This window comes from Actinomadura darangshiensis, from assembly GCF_004349235.1.
Classification (GTDB): Bacteria; Actinomycetota; Actinomycetes; order Streptosporangiales; family Streptosporangiaceae; genus Spirillospora; species Spirillospora darangshiensis.
Genome location: NZ_SMKY01000240.1, coordinates 1 through 13,649 on the forward strand (window position 1 = coordinate 1; position 13,649 = coordinate 13,649).

10 protein-coding genes are annotated in these 13,649 nt (G+C 71.2%); 4 read left to right on the forward strand and 6 right to left on the reverse strand.

The features are described 5' to 3' along the window. Positions 1 to 3: 3 nt before the first annotated feature. Both leuS and E1293_RS35125 read right to left on the reverse strand, forming a co-directional pair. Positions 4 to 2,520, reverse strand: a complete 2,517-nt coding sequence (leuS, locus tag E1293_RS35120; protein WP_132202408.1) for a leucine--tRNA ligase — start codon at positions 2,518 to 2,520, stop codon at positions 4 to 6. A 123-nt stretch (positions 2,521 to 2,643) separates the two neighbouring features. Then, positions 2,644 to 3,267: a TerB family tellurite resistance protein gene (locus E1293_RS35125; RefSeq protein WP_165978536.1), complete on the reverse strand. Its 624-nt coding sequence runs from the start codon at positions 3,265 to 3,267 to the stop codon at positions 2,644 to 2,646. 149 nt (positions 3,268 to 3,416) lie between these two features. Between E1293_RS35125 and E1293_RS35130 the strand changes: the two genes are divergently transcribed. Next, positions 3,417 to 4,961, forward strand: coding sequence for a long-chain-fatty-acid--CoA ligase (locus E1293_RS35130; protein WP_132202412.1), 1,545 nt, complete (start codon positions 3,417 to 3,419; stop codon positions 4,959 to 4,961). A 19-nt stretch (positions 4,962 to 4,980) separates the two neighbouring features. On the opposite strand, the gene E1293_RS35135 is transcribed toward E1293_RS35130, so the two are convergent. Then, positions 4,981 to 5,823 carry a helix-turn-helix transcriptional regulator gene (locus E1293_RS35135; RefSeq protein WP_132202414.1) on the reverse strand — a complete coding sequence of 281 codons (843 nt, stop codon included), beginning with the start codon at positions 5,821 to 5,823 and terminating at the stop codon, positions 4,981 to 4,983. Positions 5,824 to 5,937: 114 nt separating this feature from the next. On the opposite strand from E1293_RS35135, the gene E1293_RS35140 reads away from it, so the two are divergent. Then, on the forward strand, positions 5,938 to 6,678 hold the full coding sequence (locus tag E1293_RS35140; protein ID WP_132202416.1) for an SDR family oxidoreductase: 741 nt from the start codon (positions 5,938 to 5,940) through the stop codon (positions 6,676 to 6,678). On the opposite strand, the gene E1293_RS35145 is transcribed toward E1293_RS35140, so the two are convergent. Together E1293_RS35145 and E1293_RS35150 are read right to left on the reverse strand one after the other, a co-directional pair. Then, the gene (locus E1293_RS35145; RefSeq protein WP_243717009.1) at positions 6,679 to 7,974 is read right to left on the reverse strand and encodes a cytochrome P450; all 1,296 of its coding nucleotides are present in this window, start codon (positions 7,972 to 7,974) and stop codon (positions 6,679 to 6,681) included. 73 nt (positions 7,975 to 8,047) lie between these two features. Then, entirely contained in the window at positions 8,048 to 9,439 is a 1,392-nt protein-coding gene (locus E1293_RS35150) for an aspartate aminotransferase family protein (protein ID WP_132202418.1), read from the reverse strand. Positions 9,440 to 9,601: 162 nt separating this feature from the next. Here E1293_RS35150 and E1293_RS35155 point away from each other — a divergent pair, with 162 nt between their 5' ends. Next, on the forward strand, positions 9,602 to 10,483 hold the full coding sequence (locus E1293_RS35155) for an alpha/beta fold hydrolase (RefSeq protein WP_132202420.1): 882 nt from the start codon (positions 9,602 to 9,604) through the stop codon (positions 10,481 to 10,483). Here E1293_RS35155 and E1293_RS35160 read toward each other — a convergent pair. Continuing rightward, the gene (locus E1293_RS35160; RefSeq protein WP_132202422.1) at positions 10,464 to 12,020 is read right to left on the reverse strand and encodes a GMC family oxidoreductase; all 1,557 of its coding nucleotides are present in this window, start codon (positions 12,018 to 12,020) and stop codon (positions 10,464 to 10,466) included. The genes E1293_RS35155 and E1293_RS35160 overlap by 20 nt on opposite strands. A 162-nt stretch (positions 12,021 to 12,182) precedes the next feature. On the opposite strand from E1293_RS35160, the gene E1293_RS35165 reads away from it, so the two are divergent. Continuing rightward, positions 12,183 to 13,649, forward strand: a 1,467-nt coding sequence (locus E1293_RS35165; RefSeq protein WP_132202424.1) for a tetratricopeptide repeat protein, incomplete at its 3' end; no start/stop codon positions are given.

A 13,649-nucleotide genomic window follows, 5' to 3' on the forward strand; every position in this document is an offset into this window, starting at 1 on the left:
GGGTTAGCGGGCCGGGACTATGTTGACGATCTTGGGGGGGCGGACGATGGTCTTGGCCACGTCGGCGCCTGCCAGGGCGGCCTGGATCTTCGGGGAGGCCAGGGCCTGGCGTTCCAGGGCTTCGGCGGTGATGCCGGGAGGGACCTCCAGGCGGTCGCGGACCTTGCCGGCGATCTGGACGACGCAGGTCACCGAGTCCTCCACCAGCAGGGCCGGGTCGGCGGTGGGCCAGCCGGCCTTGATGACGGGGGCCGTGCTGCCCAGCAGGGACCACGCCTCGTCGGCGGTGTAGGGGGCGAACAGCGACAGCAGGATCGCGATGGTCTCGGCGGCCTCGCGGACGGCCGGGTCGGCGGCGCCGGGACCGGAGTCGATGGCCTTGCGGGTCGCGGTGACCAGTTCCATGATGCGGGCGATCGCGACGTTGAAGCGCTGGGTCTCGACCAGGGTGGTGGCCTCGTCGACGGTGCGGGCCGTCGCGCGGCGCAGGGCCGTGTCGCCGGTGGCGGCGTCGGCGCCGGGCGCGGAGGTCACTTCGGAGGCGATGCGGTGGACGCGGGACAGGAACTTCGACATGCCGTGCGGGGACACGTCCGCCCAGTCGATGTCGTCCTCGGGCGGGCCGGAGAACAGGATCGCCAGCCGGACGACGTCCACGCCGAAATCGGCGATCTGCTCGCCCAGGTCGACGCCGTTGCCCAGCGACTTCGACATCGCCTTGCCCTGGTTGATCACCTGGCCCTGGTTCAGCAGCCGGGTGAACGGCTCGGTGAAGTCGACCATGCCCATGTCGTACAGGACCTTGGTGAAGAACCGGCTGTACAGCAGGTGCAGGATGGCGTGCTCGACGCCGCCCGTGTACTGGTCGACGGGCATCCAGCGGCGGACCTGCTCGACGTCGAACGGGCCGCCCTCGTAGCCGGGCGAGCAGTAGCGGTAGTAGTACCAGGACGAGTCGACGAACGTGTCCATGGTGTCGGTGTCGCGGGTGGCGGGGCCGCCGCACTTGGGGCACTCGACGTTCACCCAGTCGGACGCGGCGGCCAGCGGCGAGGTGCCCTTGGGGGCCAGGTCGGCGCCGCGCAGGCCCTCGGGCAGCCGCACCGGCAGCTGGTCGTCCGGGACGGGGACCTCGCCGCAGGACTCGCAGTGGACGATCGGGATCGGGCAGCCCCAGAAGCGCTGCCGGGACACCAGCCAGTCGCGCAGCCGGAAGTTGACGGAGGCGCGGCCGGTACCGCGCTCCGCCAGGATGCCCGTGATGCGGGAGATGCCGTCGGCCTTGGTCAGGCCGTCGATGGGGCCGGAGTTGACGATGGCGCCGTCGCCGGGGGTGGCGACGCCGGTCTCGGCGGGGTCGGCCAGGCCGGTCTCGACGACGACGCGGACGGGCAGGCCGAACTTCAGCGCGAAGTCCAGGTCGCGCTGGTCGTGCGCCGGCACGGCCATGATCGCGCCGTGGCCGTATTCGGCCAGCACGTAGTCGGACGCCCAGACCGGCAGCCGCTCGCCGTTGACCGGGTTGACCGCGTAGCGGCCCAGGAACACGCCGGTCTTCTCGCGCTCGCTGGACAGCCGCTCGATCTCGCTCTCGCGGGAGACCTCGTCGCGGTAGGCCTCGAACGCGGCGCGGTGGTCGGGGTGGCAGATCTCCTCGGCCAGCGCGGCGTCGGCGGCGACGACCATGAAGGTGGCGCCGTACAGGGTGTCGGGGCGGGTGGTGTAGACGGTGACGGGCTCGTCGCGTCCCTCGATGACGAAGTCGACGTCGGCGCCGGTGGAGCGGCCGATCCAGTTGCGCTGCATCAGCAGGACGCGCTCGGGCCACTTGCCCTCCAGCTGCGCCATGTCGTCCAGCAGCCGGTCCGCGTACTCGGTGATCTTGAAGTACCACTGGGTCAGCACGCGCTTTTCGACCAGCGCGCCGCAGCGCTCGCAGTGCCCGCCGACGACCTGCTCGTTGGCCAGGACGGTCTGGTCCTTCGGGCACCAGTTGACGTGCCCGCCCTTGCGGTAGGCCAGGCCCCGCTCGTAGAAGCGCAGGAACAGCCACTGCGTCCACTTGTAGTACTCGGGGTCGGAGGTGTGCAGGCGCCGCGTCCAGTCGAAGGACGGCGCGTAGCGGCGGAAGGAGGCCGCCTGCGTGTCGATGTTGGCGTACGTCCACTCGGCGGGGTGCGAGTCGCGCTTGATGGCGGCGTTCTCGGCGGGCAGGCCGAAGGAGTCCCAGCCGATGGGGTGCAGGACGTTGTAGCCGCGCTGGAACCAGTAGCGGGCCGGGACGTCGCCGATGCCGAACGCCTCGGCGTGCCCCATGTGCAGGTCACCGCTGGGGTAGGGGAACATGTCCAGCGCGTAGCGGCGCTCGTGGGCGGTGTCCTTCTCGTCCGCCTCGAACGGGTCGAGCTCCGCCCAGCGGGCCTGCCACTTGTCCTGAACCGCCCGCGGGTCGTAGTGCTCGTCGCTGCTCACGCTTCTGACTCCGGTTCCTGCTACTGGGTCGTGGCCGTCCGCCGACATGAAACGGCCCCTCGCACAGGAGGGGCCACCACGCTGACGTCAGTTCGTCAACGTGGTCCTTCGAGGAGCAGCCTGGCTGACATACATCAAGAGTAGCGCAACCGCAAGCCCTCCCGCCGGTGGTTAATGGCCCGACTCCTGGCGGGCGAGGGACACCACCCCGGTCACCTGGACGCGGGTCAGTTCGAGGTCGGCGCCGACCGCGGACAGGGTCTCCTCCTCCGAGACCGACAGCGGGCCGTCGGCGAGGGCGATCTCGGCGGCGGCGCGCAGGATGCTCTCGCGCGCCTCCGGGGCGAGGGCCGAGGCGGCACGGGCCATCTCGACGCGGACCTCGTCGAAGGGGCGGCCGAGGTCGGCGTTCAGCGCGGCGTCGTCGTAGCCGGCCTCGCCGGCCTGCTGGACGACGGCGACGGCGCGGGACCGGGCGGCCGGGTTGGTGTAGTCGCCGGAGCGCAGCACCTGGGCGACGGCCATGCGCAGCAGCATCGCGGGCATCTGCGCGAGCTGCGCGGTGGTCGGCACGTTGAGGACGCCGGGGTTCCAGCGCCCGTGGCAGGTGTCGCACTCGACGAACTCGCCGCCCGCCTTCGTCAGCGGGATGACGGGGATGAAGAACAGCGTGAAGAAGTTGCGTCCCTGGCGCCGCCGGTAGTCGCGGTCGCCGCCGCAGTCGGGGCAGTGAAAGACGCCCCTGGTCAGAGTGAAGAACACCACCCGCCAGCCGAAGATGATCAAAATCCGCACCCTTTCTCGGTGAAGGAGGCACATGGTAGCGGTGCCGGGCGACGAACCGTGATGGCGCCGGTGGAGCCCCATGCACCAGGATGAGCGGAACGGTTTTATACACTCGTCGGTAACTAACCGGCCGGTCACCTTTCCGCGCGAGGAGTGCCATGCTCAACCTGTCCGTGCTGCTGGAGGACGCCGCGAGGGAGACGCCCGACCGCGACGCGGTCGTGTTCGGCGATCTCCGGCTCTCCTACTCGTTCCTCGACTCGGTCGCGAACCAGGTCGCGAACCTGCTGCGCGAGCGGGGCGTCAAGCCCGGCGACAAGGTGGCGCTGTCCAGCCCGAACCTGCCGTACTTCCCGATGGTGTACTTCGGGGCGCTCAAGGCGGGCGCGGTGGTCGTCCCGCTGAACGTCCTGCTCAAGCCGCGGGAGATCGCCTACCACCTGGGCGACTCCGACGCGAAGGCGTTCTTCTGCTTCGAGGGGACGCCGCAGCTGCCGCTCGGCGAGATGGGGCACGCCGGGTTCGAGAAGGCGGAGGGGTGCGAGCACTTCTTCCTGCTGCCGGCCGATCCGTCCGCCACCGAGTCGCCCATCGAGGGCGCCGAGCTGTTCTGGCCGGCGCTCGGCGGCCGGCCCGGCACGTTCGACACGGTGCAGACCGCCCCGGACGACACCGCCGTCATCATCTACACCAGCGGGACGACCGGGCAGCCCAAGGGCGCGGAGCTCACGCACAGCAACCTGCTCGCCAACGCCATGGTGGACGACACGCTCTTCCACCGGACGCTGCACGACACGTCGCTGGTGACGCTGCCGCTGTTCCACATCTTCGGCCAGACCTGCGTGATGAACGTCGGCCTGTACCGGCGCGCGACGCTCGTCATGCAGGCGCGCTTCGACGCGAGGCAGGCCGTCGAGCTGATGGTCAAGGAGAAGGTGAACATCTTCGCGGGCGTCCCGACGATGTACTGGGGGCTGCTGACCGACGACACGTCCGCGGCGGACATCGCGGCGATCAAGGAGAACCTGCGGGTCGCGGTGTCGGGCGGGTCGGCGCTGCCGATGGAGGTCCTCAAGGGGATCGAGAAGAAGTTCGGCGTGGACGTCCTGGAGGGCTACGGCCTGTCGGAGACGTCGCCGGTGGCCTCGTTCAACCGCCCGGACCGGCCGACCAGGCCCGGCTCCATCGGCCTGCCCGTGTGGGGCGTGGAGATGAAGCTGATCGACGACGACTGGAAGGCGGTCGACGGCGAGGGGCCCGGGGAGATCGCCATCCGCGGCCACAACATCATGAAGGGCTACTACGCCCGTCCCGAGGCGACCGAGGCGTGCATGCGGGACGGCTGGTTCCGCACCGGTGACGTGGCGCGCCGCGACGAGGACGGCTACTACTACATCATCGACCGCTCCAAGGACATGATCATCCGCGGCGGGTACAACGTGTACCCGCGGGAGCTGGAAGAGGTCCTGATGACGCATCCGGACGTGTCGCTGGCCGCGGTCGTGGGCGTCGGGCACCCGTCGCACGGCGAGGAGATCAAGGCGTACGTGATCCGCGAGCCGGGCGCCGCCGTGACCGAGGACGAGCTGGTGGCGTGGGGCAAGGAGCAGTTCGCGAACTACAAGTACCCGCGCATCGTCGAGTTCCGCGACGAGCTGCCGATGACCGCCACCGGCAAGATCCTCAAGCGCGAGCTGCGCTAGCCGGATGCGGCCCGGGGCCTCAGCGGACGCTGAGGTCCTGGGTCCCGACGACGCGCAGCAGCTTCATCGCCTCGTGGGACGGCGTGCCCGGCGTGGTGGTGTAGAGGACGACCCGCTGGTCGCGTTCGGGCACGTACAGCACGTCGCAGTGCATGTCCAGCTCGCCGACGACGGGATGCGTCATGTGCTTGCGGCTGCCGCGCCTGATGCCGACCTCGCCCTCGTCCCAGAGCCGGGCGAACAGCGCGCTGCGGCCGGCGACCTCGGCGACCAGGTCGGCGATCCCGCGGTCGCCTGGATAGCGGCCGGACGACGCCCGCAGGTCGGCCACCAGCTCGCGCGCGAACTGCGTCACGTACGCGTCGGTGCCGTACCGCTCGATGGCGGGGCCGGTGAACAGCCACCGCACGACGTTGCGGTCGCGGGGCACCATCGCCATGAAGTCGGTCATGACCGCCGCCGCCAGCGGATTCCAGGCGAGGATGTCCTGCCGGGCGTTCAGCACGTAGGCGGGGGTGTCGTCCAGCCGTTCGAGCAGGTGCAGGATGCCCGGCGGGACGTCCTGCGAGGGCCCGTCGGGCGGATCCGGCGGCTCGCCGGCCAGGTTGTAGAGGTGACCGCGCTCGTCGTCGGTCAGCCTCAGCGCCCGCGCCAGCGCACCGAGGATCTGCCTGGACGGATGGGGCCCGCGCCCCTGCTCCAGCCGGATGTAGTAGTCCACCGACATGCCCGCCAGCTGGGCGATCTCTTCCCTGCGCAGGCCCGGGGTGCGGCGCCGGGGCCCGCCGGGGAGCCCGACGTCGGCGGGCTGGATGCGGGCGCGGCGGGCGCGCAGGAACGCCGCCATCTCCTTCCGGTCCATGTGCTCCAGCATGTCCGACGCGAGGGCGGCACCGCCAGGCCGAGGGTGGTACCGCCGGTCCCAGCCTCGGCCGGTCTCTCCTCATCGCCGGGGCCGCCGAGAAGGCTGGACGGCATGACGACACGGATCGCGCTCATCACCGGAGCCAACAAGGGCATCGGCCTGGAGACGGCCCGCATCCTCGGCCGGGACGGGATGACCGTCCTGGTCGGGGCGCGTTCGGCCGATCTCGGCGAGAAGGCCGCGGACGCGCTGGCAGAGGAGGGGATCGACGCTCGGTTCGTCCACCTGGACGTGACCGATGCGGCGTCGATCCAGGCCGCCGCGGAACGGATCGGGGACGAGCACGGCCGCCTCGACATCCTGATCAACAATGCGGGGATCACGCCGACGGACGCCTCCGATCCCGCGACCTCTCCCCCGCCGAGCCGCGTCGCACCCGATCTCGTCCGGACGGCGTTCGAAACCAACGTGGTCGGGGTCGTCGCCGTCACCAACGCGATGCTCCCCCTGCTGCGCCGCTCCCCCGCCGGGCGGATCGTCAACGTCAGCAGCAACCTCGGCTCGCTGACGCAGGCGACCGGCCCGTCCGGCGCCGCCCGGCCGAACCTGCTGCCGTACAACACGTCCAAGACGGCGCTCAACGCGCTGACCGTCGCCTACGCCAAGGAGCTGGCCGGCACGCCCATCAAGGTGAACTCGGTGGCGCCGGGGTTCTGCGCCACCGACCTCAACGGGCACACCGGGTCGCGGACGCCCGCGCAGGGCGCGGCCGTGATCGCGGGCGCTGCCGTGCTCGGCGACGACGGCCCGACGGGCTCCTACATCGCCGAGGACGGCCGCGTCCCGTGGTGACTAGACCGTGTAGGGCAGGCGCTTGATCCCGTTGATGAAGTTGGACTCCAGCCGGTCGGGGTCGCCGGACGCGCGGATGCCGGGCGTCCGGCGCAGCAGCTCGCGGAACATCACGGTGATCTCGCGCCTGGCCAGGTGCGCGCCGAGGCAGAAGTGCGGCCCGGGCCCGCCGAATCCGACGTGCGGGTTCGGGTCGCGCAGGATGTCGAACCGCTCCGGGTCGGTGAAGACCGACTCGTCCCGGTTCGCCGACCAGTAGTAGAGGACGAGCTTGTCGCCCTCCTTGATCTGGTGCTCGTTCAGCGTGGTGTCGCGGGTCGCGGTGCGGCGCATCCAGATGACCGGGGACACGTACCGGACGATCTCCTCGACCGCGCCCGGCATCCGGCCGTCGAAGTCCTCCAGGAGGAGGGCCCGCTGGTCGGGGTTGCGGGTGAACAGGTCGAGGCCGTGCGCGATGGCGTTGCGGGTGGTCTCGTTGCCGGCGACGACCAGCAGGATGAAGAACGACCCGAGTTCCTGGTCGGTCAGCGATTCACCGTCGATGTTGGCGTTGACCAGCGCGGACGTGAGGTCGTCGGTGGGGTCGGCGCGGCGCTGCCGGCCGAGGTCCTCGACCAGGCCGCGGAGCGTCTCGCCGGCGCCGAGCAGCGCCATCGCCATCTGCTCGGGGTCGTCGGACGGGATGAACTCGGGGTCGTTGCCCGCGAGGATGACGTTCGTCGCGTCCAGGACGGTCTTGTACTGCTCCCCGGCGATCCCCATCATGTCGCAGATGATCTTCAGCGGGAGCCGGGCGGCGACGTCCTGGACGAAGTCGCCGGTGCCGCCGCCCGCCGCCACGTTCTCGATGATCTGGCCCGCGACCGCCTCGACCTGGTCCTCGAACCGCTGGATCATCCGCGGCGAGAACGCCCGGGACACGATCCGCCGGATCTTGGCGTGCCGGGGGTCGTCCATGCTGATCATCGAGCCGAAGTACTCGTGCATGTCGCCCGGCATGTCCGGGATGCTGATGGCGCCCTTGCCGGAGCAGAAGTCCTGCGGGCGGCGGGACGCCTCGATGACGTCGGCGTGCCGGGTCAGGGCGTAGTAGCCGGGGCCCTGCGGCGCGATGACGATGTCGGGCTCCTCGTAGCGGATCAGGTCCGCATGCCACCGCAGGGCCTTGAAGGCCTCGTGCCGGTAGTCATGCGGCCGCCGCCAGAACTCCCAGTCCGTCAGGTTGATGTCCTCGACCTTGAGCACGCTGCCCACCACCTCGCCGCTTCCGAACCCGATTCGGTTTACAGGCACCCTCTCAAAGTAAAGCTGCAAGCGCACACTGATCGGGCCGGTGACGCGCCTCACATTACGACCCGTCCCACCCTCACATCCGGGCCCACGCCTCCTTGAGGACGGACCGCAGGATCTGCTCGATCTCGTCGAAATGCGCCTGGCCGCAGATCAGCGGCGGCGCCAGCTGGACGACCGGGTCGCCGCGGTCGTCGGCGCGGCAGTACAGGCCCGCCTCGTAGAGCGCCTTGTCGAGGAACCCGCGCAGCAGCCACTCGGACTCCTCGTCGTCGAACGTCTCGCGCGTGTCCTGGTCCTTCACGAGCTCGATGCCGTAGAAGTAGCCGTCGCCGCGGACGTCCCCCACGATCGGCAGGTCGCGGAGCCGCTCCAGCGTGCCGCGGAACGCGTCCCGGTTCCGCAGGACGTGCCCGTTCAGGTCCTCGCGCTCGAACAGGTCGAGGTTCGCCAGCGCCACCGCCGCCGACACCGGGTGCCCGCCGAAGGTGTAGCCGTGCGCGAACATCTCCGTCCCGTGCCTGAACGGCTCGAACAGGCGGTCGGCGACGAGCATCCCGCCGAGCGGCGCGTATCCGGAGGTCACGCCCTTGGCGAAGGTGATGATGTCGGGCTCGTAGCCGAACCGCTGCGCGCCGAACATCGAGCCGAGGCGGCCGAAGGCGCAGATGACCTCGTCCGACACCAGCAGGACGCCGTGCCGGTCGCAGATCTCCCGGACGCGCCGGAAGTAGCCGGGCGGGGGCGGGAAGCATCCGCCGGCGTTCTGCACCGGCTCCAGGAACACGGCGGCGACGGTATCGGGCCCCTCGAACTCGATGGCCTCCTCGATCCGGTCGGCGGCCCACCGGCCGAACGCCTCCGGGTCGTCGCGGTGCTCGGAGGCCCGGTAGATGTTGGTGTTGGGCACCCGGAACCCGCTCGGCACCAGCGGCTCGTACGGCGCCTTCAGCTCGGGCAGGCCCGTGATCGACAGCGCGCCGTGCGGGGTGCCGTGGTAGGCGACCGCGCGGCTGATCACCTTGTGCTTCGCCGGCTTCCCGGTCAGCTTGAAGTAGTGCTTGGCGAGCTTCCATGCGCTCTCGACGGCGTCGCCGCCGCCGGAGGTGAAGAACACGCGGTTCAGGTCGCCGGGCGCCAGCGCGGCGAGCCGTTCGGCCAGCTCGACGGCCTTCGGGTGCGCGTACGACCACAGCGGGAAGAAGCCCAGCTCGGCGGCCTGCTTGGCGCCGGCCTGCGCCAGTTCCTCGCGCCCGTGCCCGGCCTGGACGGTGAACAGCCCGGACAGCCCGTCCAGGTAGCGGCGGCCCGCCGAGTCGTAGACGTAGGGCCCCTCACCCCGGACGATCATCGGGATCTCGCCGCCGTCCTGGGACACCGAGTGGCGGGCGAAGTGCATCCACAGGTGGTCGCGCGCCGCCCTCTGCATCGCGTCGTGCTGCTGGCTGGTCACGTCCGGCTCCGTCATCACACTTCCCCTAATGCGATCGATCCAGTTGCTTTGATGCTAAGTGACTACGGAATCCGCTGTAAACAGCTAGCCATACGCCGATATCCGAAGACTGCCCGCCCCGGCCGCGAGCCGCCGGGCCGCCGCGGGTACCGTTCGCCGCGAACCGAGGAGGCGGATATGGGCGACATCACGACCGGATCGGTCACCGCGAACGGGCTCGACATCGGATACCTCACGGCCGGACCGGCGGACGGGCCGCTGGCGCTGCTGCTGCACGGCTTCCCCGACTCGCCGCACACCTGGCGGCATCTCATGCCGGAACTGGCCGCCGCCGGATACCGGGCGGTGGCCCCCTTCATGCGCGGCTACGCCCCGACGTCCGTCCCGGAGGACGGCGCGTACCAGGGCGGCGCCCTCGCGGCCGACGCCGTCGCCCTGCACGAGGTACTCGGCGGCGGACCGGACGCCGTCGTCATCGGGCACGACTGGGGCGCCTTCGCCACCTACGGCGCCGCGAACTTCGCGCCCGAGCGCTGGCGCAAGGCCGTCGCCATGTCCGTCCCGCCCCTCGCGGTGATGACGACCGCGTTCTTCGACTACGAGCAGCTCAAGCGGTCGTTCTACATCTTCGTCTTCCAGACGCCGCTGGCCGAGATGGCGCTGGACCGCGCGTTCGTCGAGGGGCTGTGGCGCGACTGGTCACCGGACGACGGCCGCGACCGGTCCTTCGACGTCGACCGGGTCATGGAGTGCCTCGGCACGCCCGCCAACCTCGCGGCCGCGATCGGCTACTACCGCGCCATGCTCGACCCGTCCCGGCTCGTCGACCGGTACGCGGCCGAGCAGGACGCGACGACCAAGGCCGGCGAGCGGCCCGTCCTCTACCTGCACGGCGCCGACGACGGCTGCCTGGGCACGGACGTCGTCGACCTCGGCGCCGTCCTGGCCGCCCTGCCGCCCGGGTCGCGGGCCGAGCACGTCCCCGGCGCCGGCCACTTCCTCCAGGTGGACCGGCCCGCCGAGGTGAACGAGCGCGTCCTCAGCTGGCTGGCGTCCTGACCAGGTCGGCGGCCTTCTCGCCGATCATGATGGCGGGCGCGTTGGTGTGCCCCCGGGTGATCTGCGGCAGGACGGACACGTCGGCCACGCGAAGCCCCTCGACGCCGCGGACGCGCAGGTCCGGGTCGACGACGGCATCGTCGCCGGTGCCCATGCGGCAGGTCCCGGTCGGGTGGTACAGCGTCTCGGAGTTCTTGCGGACGTACTCGGCCAGGGCCGCGTCGTCGTCCGCGCCCACGTAGGGCTCCATGACATCGCCGACGTACGGCTTCAACGCGTCGGCGGCCATGAGCTCCTCCGCCTGGCGAATGCCGTGCATCAGGCGGCGCAGGTCGCTCCCCGCCGTCAAGTAGGCGGGGTCGATCACCGGCGGCGCGGCCGGGTCGGTGGAGGCGAGCGTGACGCGCCCGGCCGACTCCGGCTGGAGCAGCACGACGCCGACCGTCACGCCGTGCTCGGTCGGCGGCGTGAGCCCGTGCGCGATGTACGGCGCCGGCGCGAAGATCAGCTCCAGGTCGGGGGCGTGCAGCGACGGGTCGCTCTTGGTGAACACGACCGCCTCGCCCACGTTGGACGTGAACGGGCCGCGCCGCGCGAGCAGGTACCGGGCGATGTTCGGCAGCGACTCCGCCCCCGCCAGGGTGACCTTCTCCGGGCAGTGCCGGACGACGCCGGCCGACAGGTGGTCCTGCAGGTGCCGCCCGACCCCGGGACTCTCCACGACCGGCTCGACGCCGGCCTCCCGCAGGTGCTCGGGGTCGCCGATGCCGGACAGCATGAGCAGGTGCGGTGAACCGATCGCGCCCGCCGACAGCACGACCTCGCGGCGGGCCGTCACGCGCTCCCCGCCGTACTCGACACCGGTGGCGCGGCCGTCCTCGATCAGGATCTTCGACACGTGCGCGCCGGTCACGACGGTCAGGTTCGGGCGCTTGCGCGCGGGACGCAGATACGCGTCGGCGGCGCTGCACCGCCTGCCGCGCCGCTGGCTGACCGGCGTCTGCGCGTACCCCTCGTTGGACGGTCCGTTCAGCTCGGGCAGCCGGGTGAGGCCGGCGGCGGCGCACGCGTCCAAGAACGCGCGGGTCGTCGCGTTCGGGCTGCGCTGCTCGGAGACCGTGACGGGACCGGACGTCCCGTACACGTCGCCGTCGTTACTGCCGACGCGTCCCTCGACCCGCTTGAAGTACGGGACGACGTCCTCGTACGACCAGCCCGGGATGTCCCAGCCGTCGTAGTCGTCGTAGTGCCCGCGCACCCACATCATCGCGTTCAGCGAGGACGAGCCGCCGAGCATCTTCCCGCGCGGCCAGTACAGCTCGCGACCGTCCAGCTCGGGCTGCTTGGCGGTGCTGAAGTTCCAGTCGTACTCGGTCTTGAAGAGTTTCGGGAACGCCGCGGGGATGTGGATCTCGCTCTTGTCGTCCGGCCCGCCGGCCTCCAGCAGTGCGACCGTGACGGACGCGTCCTCCGACAGCCGCGCGGCCAGGGCGCAGCCCGCGGACCCGGCGCCGACGATGACGTAGTCGTGTTCCATTGGGGGCTCCCGCGCTTCGCGAGCCGTGGCACCGGCCCGTCATCCCGTGACTTATCACCTCCGGCCCGTCACGTCCATGCATTCCGCCACCGACGGCGCGGAACCTCCGGCGGGCGGGCGGCGTCGATGCCTAATCTGTGATTTTCGAGTGGAGGCGCGAGCATGAGCGAATACCCGGCCGAGTCGACCGTCCTGTACGAACGCGGCCTGGAGGCGCGGGACGCCGGACGTGAGGACGAGGCGGCGGAGCTGTTCCGGCAGGCGTTCGAGGCCGGGCATCCCAGCGGCGCCCACGAACTCGGCATGCTCGCGTCCGGACGCGGAGACGACCGCCAAGCGGTCGAGTGGTGGCGCAAGGGCGCCGAAGCCGGGGTTCCCGAGAGCGCCTTCGAGACCGGATACGCCGCGGAGCGCGCGGGCGACGCGGACACGGCCCGCCGCTGGTACCGGCAGGCCGCGGAGGGCGGCCATGCCGGCGGCACCCTGAACCTCGGCACGCTGCTCGAACACGGCGGGGAGGTGGAGGAGGCCATGCGCGTCTACCGCCGAGCCTGGGAACTGGGAGCGGACAAGGCGGCCTTCAACCTGGGCCGGCTGTACGACGACGACGGGAAGGGCGACCTCGAAGCGGCGGCGACCTGGTACACCCGGGCGGCGGAGCGCGGCAACGGCGGCGCGGCGTTCAACCTGGGGTTCGTGCGGCAGGACAAGGGCGACCCCGCGGGGATGGTCGAGGCATGGCGGCGCGCCGCCGATCTCGGGCACCCCAAGGCCGCCTTCTGCCTGGGCTCACACTTCGCGGGATCGGACGAGGACGAGGCCATCGGCTGGTTCCGCAGGTCGGCCCTGGAGGCCGGCGCCGAAGCCGCCGCCCGCAAGCTGAGCGACATCCACCGGCGCCGGGGCGACGAGCGCGGTGCGCGGTTCTGGTCGGAGTTCCCCGGCGGGCTCAGCGGATACAGCCCGGAGTTCGAGGACTTCGCCGGAGCGGGGTCGGCCGCCGCCATCCACCGGCAGGACGTCCTGAACGCCGCGGTCGACGCCGGCGATACCGCCTTCAACCTCGACGAGCGGACCCTCACCACCGGGGGCCGCACCTTCCGCGGCATGACGTTCCTCGGCAGCTTCTCCCACCTCAGCGAGACCTGGCTGTGGGCCTGGGAGAACACGCACTACAAGGACTCCGCCGCGGTCGTCCCGCTCCGCGCCGTCCGCGAGCACGGCCGACGACAGGCGATCCCGGAGCTGGCGGCGGGGCAGCTGGACCTTTCCGGTTTCCCCGACCCGCAAGGGGCCGCGTCCACGATGGCGATCGCGGCGGCGGCCCTGCTCGGCGGGAACGGGGTGCGGAGCTGCCGCGTGAACGAGGGCAAGGGCTCCTTCTACTTCCATCTCGACGATCCGGCGCTTCCGGCCGCCGGGTTCGACGCCGCCTCGGCCGCCCGGGTGCTGATGTCGGCCGCCGAGATCTTCCCGGCCGACCCCCGGCACGTCGTCCGCGGGTTCCTGGCGCACCACGGCTTCGAGACCGGGGAGTCCGCGGACGCCATCGACGGCACGCTGCCCTCGGGTGAGCGCGTCACGGTCTCCTTTACCCCGGCCGACCTCATCAAGGCCATATCCGTCGAC